This window comes from Flavobacterium keumense (assembly GCF_029866485.1).
GTDB lineage: Bacteria > Bacteroidota > Bacteroidia > Flavobacteriales > Flavobacteriaceae > Flavobacterium > Flavobacterium keumense.
Genome location: NZ_CP092332.1, coordinates 1,435,238 through 1,452,358, shown reverse-complemented (window position 1 = coordinate 1,452,358; position 17,121 = coordinate 1,435,238). Strand labels below are relative to the sequence as shown.

The window sequence follows — 17,121 nt, the reverse complement described above, 5'->3', positions numbered from 1 at the left end:
ATTTATTTTTTGAAAAAATGGAAATACAAACCGAAATAAAAGGATTATCTGAAGCTGAAGTAGCTGAGTCAAGAATCAAAAACGGCGCTAATTCGCTTGACCACCAAGATAAAAACAACTTTTGGACTTCGGTGGTGGAAATTTGTAAAGAACCTATGTTCTTGCTTCTTGCTACAGCAACTAGCATTTATTTTATTACAGGCGAACATAGCAACGGAATTTTTATGTCCATCGCTATTATTCTTATCGCTAGTATTTCACTCTATCAAGAATCCAAAAGTAAAAATGCCATTCAAGCCTTAGAAAAACTCACTCAACCTAAAAGTAAAGTTATTCGAGAAGGCATCATAATGGAAATTGCTAGTGAAGAAATTGTCTTAGGTGATTGTATTCAAATTGAAGAAGGCACTTTTGTTCCTGCTGACGGACGTATCATTCAATCCAATGACTTTTCTGTAAATGAATCCATCCTAACAGGAGAATCTTTTTCGGTAGCCAAAAATGAAAAATCAGAAAACAAAGAGGTATACCAAGGTACTATTGTTGCTAGTGGACTCGCTATTTGTGTCGTTACAGCCATTGGAAACCAAACCCTATTAGGAAAAATAGGGAAAAGTTTAAGCTCGATTGAAGAAGAAAAAACACCACTTCAAAAACAAATTGAAAATTTTGCCAAACGAATGTCTATCATAGGATTAGTTGTTTTTGGAATTGTTTGGGGAATTAATTACTACCATTCTCGCATAATTTTGGATAGTTTGATTAAGGCACTCACCATCGCAATGAGTATTATTCCGGAAGAAATTCCTGTTGCCTTCACGACTTTTATGGCACTCGGCGCTTGGCGTCTAATGAAAATGGGAATTATAGTCAAGCACACTAAAACTGTAGAAACGCTTGGCAGTGCTACTGTCATTTGTACCGATAAAACTGGAACCATTACCGAAAACAAAATGAGTTTAGCCCAATGGTACACGCTTGCTTCCAACCAAATTTCAGGAATTAATTCCAAAATAACTCCCGAAGAAAATGAACTGCTAACCTTGGCTATGTGGGCAAGCGAACCGATTCCTTTTGATGCTATGGAAATTGCATTGCACGATGCCTATGCCAATTTAGACTTGGAAGATGAACGAACTGATTTCAAATTAACGCATGAATATCCTTTAAGTGGCAAACCACCTATGATGACCCACATTTTTGAAAACAAAAAAGGAATTCGTGTCATTGCCGCCAAAGGGGCTCCCGAAGCCATACTTGCTTGTTCTAACCTATCTGATTTAGAAACACAACAAATCCAACACGCCTTCACTACAATGACACAAGAAGGTTTTCGAGTTTTGGCCGTGGCCGAAGCTAAATTCTATGGCGATAATTACCCTGAAAAACAACAAGAATTTTCGTTTCAACTCAAAGGTTTGGTTGCCTTTTACGACCCTCCAAAAAGCAACATTAAAGCCGTTTTTGAAACATTTTACAAAGCAGGAATCGATATTAAAATTATCACAGGAGATACTGCAGAAACCAGTACAACCATTGCCAAACAAGTGGGATTTAAAAATCATCATAACGCTTTAAGCGGAGACCAACTCATGACTATGGATGAAACCGAGCTTCAAGCAAAAGTAATGGATACCCATCTATTTACCCGAATGTTTCCCGAAGCCAAACTTAAAATCATAAAGGCGTTAAAAGAAAATAACCAAATTGTAGCCATGACTGGAGATGGTGTTAATGACGGACCTGCTTTAAAATCAGCTCATATTGGAATTGCTATGGGCAAACGAGGTACCGAAATAGCCAAACAAGCCGCAAACCTCATTTTAATCGATGATGATTTTGCTAAAATGACTGAGGCAATTGCTATGGGAAGAAAAATTTACATCAATCTCAAAAAAGCCATTCAATATATTATTTCCATTCATATTCCTTTGATTTTAATTGTATTTATTCCGTTAGCACTCGGATGGATCTATCCTACTATTTTTTCTCCCGTCCACATCATATTCTTAGAAATTATTATGGGACCTACCTGTACTATTATCTACGAAAACGAACCCATGGAACGCAATTTAATGGAACTAAAACCAAGACCACTTTCGAATACCTTTTTTAAATTTAAAGAAATTGTACTAAGCATTATTCAAGGATTAGCTATTACGCTAGGACTACTTTTTGTGTACCAAAATAGTGTTATAAATGGTGAGTCAGAAGACACTACTCGAACACTTGTTTTTCTAACTTTAATTAGTTCTAATATTTTTCTAACACTGGCCAATCGCTCTTTTTATTATTCAGTTTTTACCACTTTAAAATACAAAAACAGCTTGGTAACATTTATTATAGGAGCTACTATTCTTGCCACATCATTATTACTATTTATACCAACACTAGCACATTTTTTCAAATTTGAGTTAGTTAGAATAACACAATTTTGCTACAGTGTAATAGTAGGCGGAATAGCGGTATTTTGGATTGAAATCTACAAATTAATTCGGCGAATAGAAAAATAAAACTATTCTTTAAAAATCAGATTCAATCCCAATTGAAACGAAAGACTATTCGCCTTGGAAAGATCCGAATAAGACAATACATTATCTGCTAGTACATAAAAGTTTACAGGTCCTACTTTTGTTGACATTCCCAAACCTACATTGGTAAACGAAAAAGAATCAACAGTATAAGTAGCTTTCATTTGAAATGATTTTGAGAAATTTCTTTTATAAAAAGTAGTCAATGCAAACAAAGGCGATTTTGGTGTAGTCATAGTAAACAATTGTGCTCCAAGAGTACTTTTGTAAAAGATACTAGGATCTGTTCCTTCACAATTACAACTACCATCCACTACTCTTTCTTCTTCAAAGGAATACTGCGCAGAAGCATTGAATTTAGTAGGCCTCCAAGTAGTATATTTTGTATGTAAAGTATCTAATACAATGGCGTTTTTAAAATCTTGGTAATTAGCTTGAGCGGCATTCTCATTATTAAAATGGGGCACTAGTCCTTTGTAATTGTAAAAACCTTTATAAGAGTAATTCTCTACATTTTTTGACTGTTTAACCGAACCTAAATCAATAATACTAGCCGTAAATTGTACATTAGATTGTGGATAATACGTCAGTCCTAAATCCAATCCTAATCCTAAATTCCCACCAAGTAAAATTCCTTTCTTAACGTCAGCTCCTATATTGCTATTAGTATTAGTATTAGTATCATCATATTGTGAAATTCCAGAAGTGTTTAACTGTAAATTGGAATAGATAATTTGTTCATAAAATGAATCTTTAGAGGTATTGGTATAAATATACCCCGCGTTATCAACTGAACTTGCATTGAAAATACTAGAATAAATTTTGGCTCTAGCCCCAACTATTAAGTTGTCTTGTATTTTTTTATTAATCCCAAAATGAAATACAGATGATAAATCTGCTTTAAAATTGATATCGCCTAAATTAAAGCGTTTCCCCAAATAATCCTTATTACCATCTATGGCCAATATGGCAATATCATAAGGTACATAAGACAACAAATCAAACTCTTGATACAACCCAAAAGAGAAATACATCTTATGATCAAAGTCCCCAATTCTAAATCCTCCACTCAATAATTCCATTTGTTCGTTTAGCATTATCTTATCTCTATTTGTAGTAGACGAAATAATATTTCTGATTTTTGTATTAAAATCAACCCCATCATTCGCAAATAAATCATACGCTGAAAAGCCTGTCGAACCAACATTCATTGAAATACCTGATAAAAACGGAACACCTGCATACCATTTGTATTTTACATCGGCACCTGGATTAATCATCAACGATTGCGGAATATCTGTAAAATTATAAAATAGCTGTTTATTTTGCGCTACTAAATTAGTTGTTATAAGAAGCGTTAAAAAAAAGAATACTTTTCTCATTGTATTACAAAATAAGCAGTTATACCAGAACGCATTTTTATGTTTCCTGTACTCGATTCTGTCAAGGCCGTTCCTGAAGCCATTCGGAGTGTCATTTCAATTCTAGTCGTATTTTTTAATGTAGCCAATCGAGTTCCTTGAAACACTTCTTTTTTAGTAATTACATTAGGAGCACCATAATAGGAAGGCACATCAATCGAAATAGTATCTATCTGAATTCCATTTGCATTAAAAAGTTTCACATTAATAGTATAGGCTCGAGCGATAGTGTTATTAATTTCAAAATCTAATTCGACTTTAGCTAAATCATTCACAAAAAAAGTGTTATTGAATAAATCTACTGTCGAACGATCTATAAATTGGGAATTCTCTACTCCATTAGTTACAAACTCATTAGCAGGAATGTCAAAATAAACCAAATTAGCCACATAAGTGGGTTCTAATCGTAAATTTTTAGTTTGGTTGAAGTCCAAATCGCTGGAGCAGGAAAAAAAAGAAGGGTACACTAAAAAGTAGTACTATGAATTGGGATTTAAAAAAAAGTTTCATTGTAATGAAATTGAATTTGTGTAAAATAAAACGTTGCTTTAGTATATTTATTGTTTTTAATAGAATTGACCGAATACTTTCGATGCTTCATTATACGCACTCTCAAAACTCATCGGACTCAAATTAGTAGTTGCTTTTTGAGTGGTAAAATAAGAAAGTAATTTTTCTGTCGGCATATTTCCTGTCAAATGATTGGTTGCCATTGGGCATCCACCAAAACCTTGAATAGCACCGTCAAATCGGCGACAACCTGCTTGATACGCTGCATCAATTTTCTCAAACCAAGTATCAGGAGTCGTGTGCAAATGCGCTCCAAATTCTATGTTAGGATACGCTGGAATCAAATTGGAAAACAAATACGAAATTATCTCTGGTGTCGAACTCCCAATAGTGTCTGAAAGAGAAACAATTTTTACGCCCATAGTAGCTAATTTTTCCGTCCACTCCCCTACAATTTCAGTATTCCAAGGATCTCCATACGGATTTCCAAACCCCATAGAAAGGTAAGCAACTACTTGTTTGTTTTTGGCATCAGCCAAATTCAAAATTTCTTGTAAACTCACCAAAGATTGAGCAATTGTCTTGTGCGTATTTCTCATTTGGAAATTCTCTGAAATAGAAAATGGAAACCCTAAATATTGAATTTCAGGAAAATTACACGCCGCTTCTGCACCTTGCATGTTCGCAATAATAGCCAATAACTTACTTTGAGTTTGCGATAAATCCAATTGGGCTAAAACTTGCGCAGTATCTTGCATCTGTGGAATTGTTTTTGGCGAAACAAAACTTCCAAAATCTATGGTATCAAACCCCACACGCAACAATGACTGAATATAAGTCACTTTGTTTGCAGTAGGAATAAAAGTCTTTATTCCTTGCATAGCATCTCTTGGGCATTCGATGATTTTTACTGTTTCCATAGGAAATCAAAGGTAGGGAAAAAAGAAAAATTCAATTGCAAAAATCAAATACAATATCAAAAAACAATCTCTAAATTTAGGATCAAAGTAGAATTAACATTCAATAAAATGTGAAGTTGTAGTAGAATATAACTACTATTTTCTACTTAAAATGGCTTTGTTAATCGCTTTGACCAAAGCTGGGCCTTCATAAATAAACCCTGTGTACAATTGAACCAAACTCGCTCCCGCTTCTAATTTTTCAATCGCATCTTCGGCAGAATGGATTCCACCCACCCCAATAATTGGAAACGATTTGTTGCTTTTCTCAGCTAAAAATCGAATAACTTCAGTTGAACGTTTTGTCAAAGGTTTTCCTGATAAACCACCTGTTTCTATTTTATTTTCAGAGGCCAAACCTTCTCTAGACAAAGTAGTATTTGTAGCTATAACTCCAGCAATTTTGGTTTCGTTAACAATATCGATGATGTCTAGTAATTGTTCGTCTGTTAAATCAGGTGCAATTTTCAATAGAATCGGCTTTTGTTTTGGCTTAGCTAAATTCTTATTTTGTAAGGTTTGCAACAACTCAGTTAGCGGTTTTTTGTCTTGTAAGGCACGTAAATTGGGTGTGTTTGGCGAACTCACATTCACCACAAAATAATCCACGTAATCAAACAGTGCCTCAAAACAAATTTCATAATCTGAAGTTGCTTCTTCATTTGGAGTTACTTTATTTTTACCAATATTTCCTCCAATTAGCACTCCATTATTTTTTTTCAATCGCAAAACAGCCTCTTCCACTCCACCATTATTAAAACCCATTCGGTTAATAATCGCGCTATCTTCTTTCAAACGAAACAAGCGTTTTTTAGGATTTCCATCTTGTGCTTTTGGCGTAAGGGTACCAATTTCAATGAACCCGAAGCCAAAATTAGACAACTCTTGGTACAAAACAGCATTTTTATCAAAACCCGCAGCTAAGCCGACTGGATTTTTAAATTTCAACCCAAATACTTCCGTTTCTAAACGGCTATCTTTAACTTCATATAAAGCACGAAATAAACCTGAAAAACCAGGAATTTTTGATAGTAATTTAATAGTTGAAAAGGTAAAATAATGTACTTTTTCAGGGTCAAAACAGAAAAGTATCGGACGAATTAATTGCTTGTACATAGTTGTGATTTTGTGTGTTGCAAAAGTAAAGAATAGTTTTTAGTAACGAAACTTCTCGAACCAATTTTAAAACAAGCTCCAATTTTTAAAATTATTTGCCAAAAACCACGAAAAACCACTCACAAACCTTGCTTATATTTTGTATGTGTTTTTTCAATACCCTATATTTGCAATCCTAAAAATAATTTAAAATGATTAAGATTACTTTACCCGATGGGTCTGTGAAAGAATTTGCGGCAGGGATTACCCCAATGGACGTTGCAAAAAGCATTAGCGAAGGATTGGCTAGAAATGTAATTTCGGCCTCATTCAATGGTATCACCGTTGAAACCGTTACGCCTTTGACCACAGATGGTAGTCTTGTTCTTTTTACTTGGAATGACGATGAGGGAAAAAAAGCCTTTTGGCACTCAACTTCACACGTTATGGCACAAGTTTTAGAGGAAATGTATCCAGGTATCAAATTGACGCTTGGACCTGCAATCTCCAATGGATTTTACTACGATGTTGATTTTGAAGACCATAAAATAACCGATGCCGATTTCAAAAAAATAGAAGATCGTGTACTAGAAATATCACGAGAAAAACACGAATTCAAAATGCGTCCGGTTACAAAGGCTGAAGCCTTAGAAGTATACAAAGATAACGTATATAAAACAGAGTTAATCTCCAATCTAGAAGATGGCACAATTACTTTTTGCGATCATTCTACTTTTACTGACTTATGTCGTGGTGGCCACATTCCAAATACAGGAATCATCAAGGCAATGAAGATCATGAGTGTGGCAGGTGCCTACTGGAGAGGTGATGAAAAAAACAAACAGTTAACTCGTGTGTACGGAATCTCATTCCCAAAACAAAAAGACCTAACCGATTACTTAGAACTATTAGAAGAGGCTAAACGTCGCGACCACAGAAAACTGGGGAAAGAATTGGAATTATTTGCTTTTTCGTCAAAAGTAGGACAAGGTTTGCCTTTATGGTTGCCAAAAGGTGCCGCTTTGCGTGATCGTTTAGAGCAATTTTTGAAAAGAGCGCAAAAAAAAGCAGGTTACGAACAAGTAGTTACACCGCACATTGGTCAAAAAGAATTGTATGTGACTTCTGGACACTATGCTAAATATGGAGCCGATAGTTTCCAACCTATCAATACGCCAGCTGAAGGTGAAGAATTTTTATTAAAACCAATGAACTGCCCTCACCACTGTGAGATTTTTAATGTGCGCCCTTGGTCGTATAAAGATCTACCTAAACGTTACGCCGAGTTTGGAACAGTCTACCGCTATGAACAAAGTGGTGAATTACACGGTTTAACTCGTGTACGAGGATTTACTCAAGACGATGCGCATATTTTTTGTACGCCAGAACAATTAGATGAAGAATTTAAAAAAGTAATTGACTTAGTTTTATATGTTTTTGGTTCGCTAGGATTTGAAAACTTTACCGCTCAAGTTTCACTACGCGATCAGGAAAACAGAGACAAATACATTGGTTCTGACGAAAATTGGGAAAAAGCGGAAAACGCAATTATCAATGCTGCAAAAGACAAAGGTTTAAATACTGTTATTGAATATGGGGAAGCCGCTTTCTATGGGCCTAAACTGGATTTCATGGTAAAAGACGCTTTGGGAAGACAATGGCAATTAGGAACGATTCAGGTTGATTATAACTTACCAGAACGTTTTGATTTGACTTACAAAGGATCTGACGACCAATTGCACAGACCAGTAATGATTCATCGTGCTCCATTTGGTTCTATGGAACGATTCATTGCTATTTTATTAGAACATACCGCTGGTAATTTCCCATTATGGTTAATGCCTGAACAAGCTATTATCTTGTCATTGAGCGAGAAATACGAAATATATGCCAAAAAAGTTTTAGATTTGCTAGAAAATCACGAAATTCGCGCCCTAATTGATAACCGAAACGAAACAATCGGTAAGAAAATTAGAGATGCTGAGATGCAAAAAATGCCTTTCATGCTTATTGTGGGTGAAGAAGAAAAAAAAACGGAACTGTTTCTATTCGTCGTCATGGTCAAGAAGGTAAAGGTAATGTTACGGTTACTATAGAAGAATTTGCAACTATGGTTACCGAAGAAATCAATAAAACATTAAAAGTATTTACAGTTTAACTTAAATTTTTAAAGTCATAGCAATAAGAAGTAACAGAGGTGCTCAACCTCGAGTAGAAAAAAAAGATGCACATCGAATTAACAATTTTATTCGTGTGCCAGAGGTACGTCTTGTAGGCGATAATGTTGAAACAGGAGTTTATAAAACTTCAGAGGCTTTACGATTGGCTGATGAATTGGAATTAGACTTGGTTGAAATTTCACCAAATGCGGAACCACCTGTTTGTAAAATTATTGACTATAATAAATTTGTTTACGAACAAAAGAAACGTGAAAAAGCCCTAAAGGCAAAATCAACTCAGGTAGTCATCAAAGAAATTCGTTTTGGTCCTCAAACTGATGAGCACGACTATGAATTTAAGAAAAAGAATGCTGAAAAATTCTTAAAAGAAGGAGCAAAATTAAAAGCCTTTGTATTTTTTAAAGGACGTTCAATCATCTATAAAGATCAAGGACAAATTTTATTATTACGATTAGCTACTGATTTAGAAGAGTATGGCAAAGTTGAAGCAATGCCAGTTCTTGAAGGAAAGAGAATGATTATGTTCATTGCTCCTAAGAAAAAGAAATAATCCACATTTAATGCTTTTATAAGCATTAAGTAAAAAAATATTGAGATTGCTACGCAAGCTCGCAAAGATAGTAAGTAAAATAAATTAAAAAACTAGGAAAAAATGCCTAAAATGAAAACTAAATCTAGCGCCAAAAAACGTTTTAAAGTTACTGGTTCTGGAAAGATTAAAAGAAAGCACGCTTTTAAAAGTCACATTTTGACTAAAAAATCTAAAAAGCGTAAATTGGCTTTGACTCATTCTGCGTTAGTTCACGCAACAGATGAAAAAAGCATCAAACAACAATTAAGAATTATCTAAATAGTTGATTATTGGAAGTTATTAGTTGATGGAATTTCAAACAACCGATAACCAACAACCAAAAACTATTTTATTCTTTAGGTTACAAACAATTTAATAACCATGGAGTATGGCTTTAAGTTCTCTTAATTTAATTCGGGACGCCTACTACAAAAAAAATGTAAAATTATGCCAAGATCGGTAAATTCAGTTGCTAAAAGAGCACGAAGAAAAAAAATAATGAAACAAGCCAAAGGTTTCTTTGGTAGACGTAAAAACGTTTGGACAGTTGCTAAAAATGCGGTAGAGAAAGCGATGAGCTATGCTTACCGTGATAGAAAAGTGAATAAAAGAAATTTCCGTGCTTTATGGATTCAACGTATCAACGCTGGAGCTCGTTTAGAAGGAATGTCTTATTCTCAATTCATGGGAAAAGTTAAAGCTAACAATATCGAATTGAACCGTAAAGTTCTTGCTGATTTAGCTATGAATCACCCAGAAGCTTTCAAAGCAATACTTAATAAAGTAAAATAAACGTTTTATCAACTCAATTTAGATTACTTACTTACATAGGAACCTCAATCGAAAGATTGGGGTTTTTTGTTGGATTACAACATTCAAAACTACAGAATTAAATTATTTATAAAAATTCATTCAAATCAATATATTCTGTTTAAAATACTATTTTTAATGCCTTTGTGTCTTTGCGGCAAAAAAACTATTTTTGGACTAACCCAAATTTCATTTAATGAGAACACTTTTTACGCTATTACTACTTAGTATTACTTCTGCAGGCTTAAGCCAAATCAAACTCATTTCATGGAATGTAGAGAATTTTGGTAAATCAAAATCCAATACCGAAATAGCATACATAGCAACACTTTTAAACAAGTATGATTTGGTAGCCCTACAAGAAGTAGTAGCTGGAGATGGAGGGGCACAAGCGGTTGCCCGTCTCGCTGACGAACTCAATAGAAAAGGTAGTCACTGGGACTATACCATAAGTGATCCCACCACAAGTACCCCTAGTAAAACTGAACGCTATGCGTTTCTTTGGAAAACGGCACAGTTAAAGAAAATAGGAAAAGCGTGGCTCGAAAAAAAATATGCTATTGAAATGGAACGAGAACCTTATTTATGCACTTTTGAATATCAAAAAAAACAATTTACAGCAGTTTCATTTCACGCCATCACAAAAAGTAAACAACCTGAAAGAGAGATTAAGTACTTCAAATTATTTCCAAAAGAATATTCAAAACTGAATTTGATATTTATGGGTGATTTCAATTGTCCACAATCACATTCTGTTTTTGATCCTTTACGAAAAATGGGATTTTCTTCGGCATTAGTGAACCAAAAAACTTCTTTGAAACGCAGTTGCAAAAAAGGCGAATGTCTTGCCTCCGAATTTGATAATATGTATTTTTCAAAATCAAAAATCAAGAAATTGCATTCAGGAATAGTACTTTTTTATCAAAATTTTCAATCCTTACAACAAGCAAGAACAATTTCCGACCATTGCCCTATTTGGATGGAATTTAGTTTAAATTGATTACGTCTTTTGCTTTTTCTTTTTTGCAGCAGGAAATAAAACATTATTCAAAATCAAACGATAGCCTGGCGAATTAGGATGCAAATCTAAAACAGTAGGTGGATCTCCCACTTGGTGTTGAAAATCTTCGGGATCGTGACCCGAATAAAAACTGAACATTCCTTTTCCTTTTTGTCCGTGAAGGTAACGCACTTCGCCGTTCAACTCACAACTTCCTAAAACCAAAATATTGGATTTAATTACGTTCGTATCAAAAGCAGTCGTTTGCCCCATAAACCCTTTCACTAATTGGGTGTGGTTTTGGCACAACATACTCGGAATAGGATCCCATTTAGCCGAAAATTCCATCAAAGTAAAATAATCCTTGTCTGGTGGAATCTGTCGCTTTAAAGTCATATCAATATCGGAAAACTCATACTGTTCGGGTTTACGTTCCAAAGTAAAATTTTTAAATGCAAACGAATTGTTATAGTTTAATTTAGACTGATAACTGGCTTCACTAGGATCACCATCAAACATGGCTTCGCAAATATCAATCCCATCCGATGCCAAAGCAATATCAAAACTATCCGTAGCAGAACACATCGCAAACATAAAACCACCACCAATAACAAAATCACGAATTTTTTTGGCTACAGCCCCTTTTTCTTGAGCAACTTTAGAAAATCCCAACTGTTGTGCTAACGTTTCGGCGGCTGCCTTTTGTTCAATATACCAAGGTGCATTGCGATACGCCCCATAAAATTTTCCGTATTGACCTGTAAAATCTTCGTGATGCAAATGCAACCAATCGTACAAAAGTAATTTGTCTGACAATACTTCTTGATCATAAATAGGCGTAAACGGAATCTCAGCATAGGTCAATACCAAAGTAACCGCATCGTCCCAAGGTTGTTTGCCTTTTGGAGTATATACGGCAATTTTTGGTGCTTTCTCTAATAAAACCGATTCCATATTTTGTGAAGGACTAGAAATATCATTCAGAATAGCTTCTTGTTCTCCATCCGATAAAATTTCAAAACTAACACCTCGAATCTGACATTCTTTACGAATTTGGTCAGTATCAGGTAATAAAAAAGAACCACCTCGGTAATTCAAAAGCCAATAGGCTTTGTAATTTTTATCTAAACACCAATACGTAATTCCGTATGCCTTCAAATGATTTTGCTGACTGATTTCATCCATTGGCAACAAAATAAAAGATGCCTTTCCTGAACAAGAAATCAAGAATAGCAATAACATAACCATTTTTTTGAAGGACATAGTGTTTTTATTTCAAAGATAATTGGTTTCATAAAAAATCCGCTTTAAAAGCGGATTTAAATTTAACATCAAAAAGGAACGTCACTGTCATCATCATCCTCATTTATAGTACTACCAAAAGCCTCATTTGCAGATGGCAAATTTCTAGTAATAAAAGGATTATCATCGTTATTCATACTGGAAGGTAAATCTTCTAAATTACCTGAATAGTCATCTAAATTATCAAACTTACCTAAACTGCCAATGAATTTCAATCTGACATTCTCTAAACTACCATTACGATGTTTTGCAATTATAAATTCTGCCTGACCTGCTGTTGGTGACTGTTCATCATCATCCCATTCATCAATTTTATAATACTCAGGACGGTAAATAAATGAAACAATATCGGCGTCTTGCTCAATTGCACCCGATTCACGTAAATCTGACAACAAAGGTCGCTTACTCGATCCGCGTGTTTCAACGGCACGTGACAATTGTGATAAAGCAATGACTGGCACATTTAATTCTTTAGCTAATGCTTTTAGATTTCTAGAAATAGTTGAAATTTCTTGCTCTCTGTTTCCTCCTCCTTTAGTATTCCCTCCTGCTGTCATCAATTGAAGGTAGTCAACTATAATTATTTTAATACCATGCTGAGATACCAAACGCCTTGCTTTTGCTCTCAAATCAAAAATTGAAAGCGAAGGGGTATCATCTATATACAAGGGTGCCTTTTCTAAATTTTTTACTTTGGTACTCAACTGCTCCCATTCGTGTTTTTCGAGTTTACCCGTACGTAACTTCTCTGATGAGAGCCCTGTTTCAGATGATATTAAACGTGTAATTAACTGAACTGATGCCATCTCTAAAGAAAACACCGCCACAGGCATCTCAAAATCAATAGCCATGTTACGTGCCATTGAAAGTACAAAAGCCGTTTTTCCCATACCTGGACGGGCTGCAATAATAATCAAATCACTAGGTTGCCATCCTGACGTAATTTTATCTAGTTTTTCAAAACCTGTTGGAACACCACTCAATCCTTCTTGACCTGCAATTTCTTCGATTCTTTTTTTGGCTTGTAAGACTAAACTTTGTGCTGTTTCAGAACTACGCTTAATATTCCCTTGCGTAACCTCATATAATTTAGACTCCGCTTTGTCTAACAAATCGAAGACATCAGTAGTTTCATCATACGAATCTTCAATAATTTCTGATGAAATACGAATCAAACTTCGTTGGATAAATTTTTGTAAAATAATTCTTGAATGAAACTCGATATGAGCCGAAGAGGAAATTTTTTGTGTAAGCTGAATCAAATAAAAATCACCCCCTGCTAGATCTAATTTTCCATTTTTCTTTAACTGAGCCGAAACCGTTAATAAGTCAATTGGTTGGGTTTCTGTAAAAAGCTGAACAATAGCTTCAAAAATATATTTGTGTGCATCTTTATAAAAGGCGTCAGGTTGTAGAATATCAATTACTTCATCTACTCCTTTTTTATCAATCATCATAGCGCCTAACACTGCCTCTTCTAAATCTAAAACCTGTGGTGGTAATTTCCCTTTTTCGAGATTAATGATAGTCGCCTTATCTACCTTAACTGGCGTTATATTCCTAAAATTTTCCATGTAGCTAAAATAAGAAAATTTAAAAAATACTCCATAACGACTTATTACAAGTCAGTGTTAATAACTATATTATTTTTGTTTATAAGCTAAAAAAAAATCCAAAACAGATTGTTTCGGATTTTTTTTATTTAGTTGTTATGGTCATTAATCTTTAAAATGACCCATCGCAAGGTATTTCTCATATCGCTGCGCTAATAATTCTTCTGTTGATAAGTCTTTCAGCTCATTGTATCCTTTCATGATGTATTGTTCTACCGTTTTAAAGGTATTTTCTCTATCGAAATGTGCTCCTCCTAGTGGCTCTGGAATAATGTCATCGATTAGTTTTTGCTTTTTCATATCTGAAGAAGTCAATTTCAAAGCTTCGGCAGCTTGCTCTTTGTACTCCCAACTTTTCCAAAGGATAGACGAACAAGATTCTGGTGAGATTACAGAATACCAAGTATTCTCTAACATATAGACTCTATCCCCAACACCAATTCCTAAAGCACCACCCGAAGCTCCCTCACCAACAATAATAGTAATTACCGGCACTTTCAAGCGAACCATTTCGAAAATATTTCTAGCAATAGCTTCTCCTTGTCCGCGTTCTTCCGCTTCTAACCCTGGATAAGCTCCTGGAGTATCGACTAAAGTCACCACAGGAATACCAAACTTCTCTGCCATTTTCATTAATCGTAGAGCTTTTCTATACCCTTCTGGATTAGCCATACCAAAGTTACGGTATTGACGGGTTTTAGTATTGTATCCTTTTTGTTGGCCAATAATCATAAATGATTGACCCGCAATTTTGCCTAATCCACCCACCATTGCTTTGTCATCTTTAAAACCACGATCTCCGTGTAATTCTAAAAAAGTATCGCCACAAAGTGCGTTAATATGGTCTAACGTATACGGTCTATTAGGATGTCTCGACAATTGAACACGTTGCCAAGCCGTTAAGTTTTTATATATATTGCGTTTAGTTTCTTCTAACTTTTTATTGATTTGTTTGCACGTATTGGTTACATCAACATCTGATTCTTTACCAATCACAACACATTTTTCTAACTGTTCTTCTAATTCTTTGATAGGAAGTTCAAAATCTAAGTATTCCATAAGAGTTACTGTGTTTTATTTTTCTGAATAGCTATGCAAATATAAAATTTAAAATGGTTTGATAGCCCTTATTTTCTATTTTAGTACAAAAATATTCGTTATTCTTTACCTTTGTAATAGTGCTTTATTACTCCGTTTAAAATTACTGTAATTACAATAATTAATGCCCCAATATAAAACTCTGTGCTCATTTTTTCTTTCCCACCAATGATAAAATAAGCCAAAATAATTCCGTAAACCGGTTCTAAATTAGTCGTTAACATGACTGTATAAGGGGTTAATTTTCGCATGACTCGAACCGAGGCTGTAAAAGCATAAGCTGTACAAATAGCGGCTAAAATGAATAATAAAATCCAATTATTAAATGTGAGAATAAAAAAATCTATGCTGAATTTTCCTTCAAAAATAAAGTAAATAGAGATAAAAAAGAAACCTGAAAGGAATTCATAAAATGTAATTACAGACGGATCGTGTTTTGTAATTAATTTCCCATTCATTAAAGTAAATAACACCCCTAAAATGATTGAGGCTAACGCAAAAAACACTCCATTAATGTACCCACTTTCTACTTGAAGTATCAAAGACAAACCTGCTATAATAATCAATCCAAAAAACACTTCGTACCATAACACTTTTCGTCCATAAAAAATGGGCTCTAATAAAGACGCAAAAAAAGCACCTAGTGAAAATACGGAAAGGGTAATGGAAACGTTGGAAATGTGAATGGCTTGAAAAAAGAAAATCCAATGCAAGGCAATCAACAATCCAACCAATACCAATTGCAATAAGCCTCGCATTGGAATACGAAATGATTTTCTTGTAAGAGCTAAAAAAACGCTTAAAAAAACACTTGCAAATAGCATTCGATACCAAACCAAGTCTTCGGCAGGAATTGTAATCAAAGCTCCTAAAACAGCCGTAAATCCCCAAATAAAAACAATTAAATGAAGATTAAGGTAACTTTTTAAATTATCGTTTTGCATTTCGTAACAGATAATACGCTAGAATTCCGAAAAGCACGTTAGGTAACCAAACCGCAACTAAAGGAGGCATGCTCGATTTTTCGGCTAAAACTCCAAAAATTTTATCAAAAAAGACAAATGAAAACGCTACAGCAATTCCGATGGCTAGGTTCATTCCCATACCCCCTCTACGTTTCATAGCCGAGACTGAAACCGCAATTATTGTTAGAATAAAAGCTGAAATAGGAATACTGAATTTCTTGTAGAATACAACCAAATACACATTAATATTAGAAGAGCCTCGTTTCTTTTCTTTAACAATAAAATCATTTAATTTGCCCAAACTTAAGGTTTCAGCAATATAAACTACAGGAGCCAAATCTTCTAAATCAAATTTAAACTTCATTTTCTTTTCAGGAGCTTTTTCAATTTCATCTCCTAAAGGCCCAACTGTTCTTTTCGTATAATCAAATAACGTATAGTTTTTTTCTTTTGGATCCCATTGAATTCTGGAGGCTGTAATTTTATAATCTAATTTTTCCTTATTACATTTCTCTAAAGAAAAATTATATGCCATTTTTGTTTCGGTATTAAAACTATTGACATAAATAAATTCCGTATCACTTATTTGACGATACACATCTGTATTATCACCCTGCATCAGTTGTTTTCCACCTGTTCGCAGATAGGTATAACGGAAACTATTAAACCCTTCGCTCGCAACCGGAACAACATAAAATCCCATTATTAAGACAACTACAGATATAATTGAAGCTCCTATCAAATACGGTCTCATAAAACGAGTAAATGAAATTCCAGAACTTAGTATGGCAATAATTTCTGTGTTATTTGCCAACTTAGAAGTGAACCAAATCACCGATAAAAACAAAAATATCGGAAACAACATGTTGGTAAAATAAATGGTAAAATGAAAATAATAAATCAAGATATCTTTTAATGGAACTTGATTTTTAATCATCATATCTACTTTCTCCGATACGTCAACTACAATACCAATAGGAACAAACAACAATAACATCACTGTAAAAGTGAGCAAATAGCGCTTTAAGATGTATTTATCTAGTAATGTTAATTTGTTCATGACAAA

14 protein-coding genes and 1 pseudogene are annotated in these 17,121 nt (G+C 34.3%); 6 read left to right on the top strand and 9 right to left on the bottom strand.

What is annotated here, in order from left to right; all coding sequences use genetic code 11:
• Positions 1–17: 17 nt before the first annotated feature.
• On the top strand, positions 18–2,513 hold the full coding sequence (locus MG292_RS06385; RefSeq protein ID WP_264533546.1) for a cation-translocating P-type ATPase: 2,496 nt from the start codon (positions 18–20) through the stop codon (positions 2,511–2,513).
• Between the two features lie 2 nt (positions 2,514–2,515).
• Here MG292_RS06385 and MG292_RS06380 read toward each other — a convergent pair whose 3' ends face one another.
• The 4 genes from MG292_RS06380 to MG292_RS06365 form a co-directional block, all read right to left on the bottom strand.
• Positions 2,516–3,913: a DUF5723 family protein gene (locus MG292_RS06380; RefSeq protein ID WP_264533547.1), complete on the bottom strand. Its 1,398-nt coding sequence runs from the start codon at positions 3,911–3,913 to the stop codon at positions 2,516–2,518.
• Positions 3,910–4,386: a hypothetical protein gene (locus MG292_RS06375; protein WP_264533548.1), complete on the bottom strand. Its 477-nt coding sequence runs from the start codon at positions 4,384–4,386 to the stop codon at positions 3,910–3,912. The genes MG292_RS06380 and MG292_RS06375 overlap by 4 nt, the downstream gene beginning before the upstream one ends.
• Before the next feature lie 132 nt (positions 4,387–4,518).
• A complete protein-coding gene (locus MG292_RS06370) occupies positions 4,519–5,382 on the bottom strand; it encodes a hydroxymethylglutaryl-CoA lyase (RefSeq protein WP_264533549.1) in 864 nt (287 codons plus the stop codon).
• A gap of 135 nt (positions 5,383–5,517) precedes the next feature.
• A complete protein-coding gene (locus MG292_RS06365) occupies positions 5,518–6,537 on the bottom strand; it encodes a quinone-dependent dihydroorotate dehydrogenase (RefSeq protein ID WP_264533550.1) in 1,020 nt (339 codons plus the stop codon).
• Positions 6,538–6,728: 191 nt separating this feature from the next.
• On the opposite strand from MG292_RS06365, the pseudogene thrS reads away from it, so the two are divergent.
• The 5 genes and pseudogenes from thrS (at position 6,729) to MG292_RS06340 (ending at position 11,077) form a co-directional block, all read left to right on the top strand.
• Positions 6,729–8,674 (top strand): annotated as a pseudogene (gene thrS / locus MG292_RS06360) (threonine--tRNA ligase).
• A 17-nt stretch (positions 8,675–8,691) separates the two neighbouring features.
• On the top strand, positions 8,692–9,246 hold the full coding sequence (infC, locus tag MG292_RS06355) for a translation initiation factor IF-3 (protein WP_374507437.1): 555 nt from the start codon (positions 8,692–8,694) through the stop codon (positions 9,244–9,246).
• A 102-nt stretch (positions 9,247–9,348) separates the two neighbouring features.
• Positions 9,349–9,546, top strand: a complete 198-nt coding sequence (gene rpmI / locus MG292_RS06350) for a 50S ribosomal protein L35 (RefSeq protein WP_264533552.1) — start codon at positions 9,349–9,351, stop codon at positions 9,544–9,546.
• A 168-nt stretch (positions 9,547–9,714) separates the two neighbouring features.
• The gene (gene rplT, locus MG292_RS06345; RefSeq protein WP_264533553.1) at positions 9,715–10,059 is read left to right on the top strand and encodes a 50S ribosomal protein L20; all 345 of its coding nucleotides are present in this window, start codon (positions 9,715–9,717) and stop codon (positions 10,057–10,059) included.
• 214 nt (positions 10,060–10,273) lie between these two features.
• Positions 10,274–11,077: an endonuclease/exonuclease/phosphatase family protein gene (locus tag MG292_RS06340; protein WP_264533554.1), complete on the top strand. Its 804-nt coding sequence runs from the start codon at positions 10,274–10,276 to the stop codon at positions 11,075–11,077.
• Here MG292_RS06340 and MG292_RS06335 read toward each other — a convergent pair whose 3' ends face one another.
• The 5 genes from MG292_RS06335 to MG292_RS06315 all read right to left on the bottom strand — a co-directional run bounded on the left by MG292_RS06335 (position 11,078) and on the right by MG292_RS06315 (position 17,115).
• Positions 11,078–12,340 carry an asparagine synthetase B gene (locus MG292_RS06335; RefSeq protein WP_264533555.1) on the bottom strand — a complete coding sequence of 421 codons (1,263 nt, stop codon included), beginning with the start codon at positions 12,338–12,340 and terminating at the stop codon, positions 11,078–11,080.
• Positions 12,341–12,408: 68 nt separating this feature from the next.
• The gene (dnaB, locus tag MG292_RS06330) at positions 12,409–13,953 is read right to left on the bottom strand and encodes a replicative DNA helicase (protein ID WP_264533556.1); all 1,545 of its coding nucleotides are present in this window, start codon (positions 13,951–13,953) and stop codon (positions 12,409–12,411) included.
• 144 nt (positions 13,954–14,097) lie between these two features.
• The gene (locus MG292_RS06325; RefSeq protein WP_264533557.1) at positions 14,098–15,051 is read right to left on the bottom strand and encodes an acetyl-CoA carboxylase carboxyltransferase subunit alpha; all 954 of its coding nucleotides are present in this window, start codon (positions 15,049–15,051) and stop codon (positions 14,098–14,100) included.
• A gap of 98 nt (positions 15,052–15,149) precedes the next feature.
• Positions 15,150–16,034: a DMT family transporter gene (locus MG292_RS06320; protein WP_264533558.1), complete on the bottom strand. Its 885-nt coding sequence runs from the start codon at positions 16,032–16,034 to the stop codon at positions 15,150–15,152.
• Positions 16,021–17,115: an LptF/LptG family permease gene (locus MG292_RS06315; RefSeq protein WP_264533559.1), complete on the bottom strand. Its 1,095-nt coding sequence runs from the start codon at positions 17,113–17,115 to the stop codon at positions 16,021–16,023. The genes MG292_RS06320 and MG292_RS06315 overlap by 14 nt, the downstream gene beginning before the upstream one ends.
• Positions 17,116–17,121: the final 6 nt, after the last annotated feature.

Coding starts and splice junctions, on each gene's coding strand:
- MG292_RS06380 (WP_264533547.1), bottom strand. CDS start 3,913: ATGAGAAAAGTATTCTTTTTTTTAACGCTTCTTATAACAACTAATTTA.
- MG292_RS06385 (WP_264533546.1), top strand. CDS start 18: ATGGAAATACAAACCGAAATAAAAGGATTATCTGAAGCTGAAGTAGCT.
- MG292_RS06325 (WP_264533557.1), bottom strand. CDS start 15,051: ATGGAATACTTAGATTTTGAACTTCCTATCAAAGAATTAGAAGAACAG.
- MG292_RS06315 (WP_264533559.1), bottom strand. CDS start 17,115: ATGAACAAATTAACATTACTAGATAAATACATCTTAAAGCGCTATTTG.
- dnaB (WP_264533556.1), bottom strand. CDS start 13,953: ATGGAAAATTTTAGGAATATAACGCCAGTTAAGGTAGATAAGGCGACT.
- MG292_RS06320 (WP_264533558.1), bottom strand. CDS start 16,034: ATGCAAAACGATAATTTAAAAAGTTACCTTAATCTTCATTTAATTGTT.
- MG292_RS06340 (WP_264533554.1), top strand. CDS start 10,274: ATGAGAACACTTTTTACGCTATTACTACTTAGTATTACTTCTGCAGGC.
- MG292_RS06370 (WP_264533549.1), bottom strand. CDS start 5,382: ATGGAAACAGTAAAAATCATCGAATGCCCAAGAGATGCTATGCAAGGA.
- MG292_RS06335 (WP_264533555.1), bottom strand. CDS start 12,340: ATGTCCTTCAAAAAAATGGTTATGTTATTGCTATTCTTGATTTCTTGT.
- rpmI (WP_264533552.1), top strand. CDS start 9,349: ATGCCTAAAATGAAAACTAAATCTAGCGCCAAAAAACGTTTTAAAGTT.
- MG292_RS06365 (WP_264533550.1), bottom strand. CDS start 6,537: ATGTACAAGCAATTAATTCGTCCGATACTTTTCTGTTTTGACCCTGAA.
- rplT (WP_264533553.1), top strand. CDS start 9,715: ATGCCAAGATCGGTAAATTCAGTTGCTAAAAGAGCACGAAGAAAAAAA.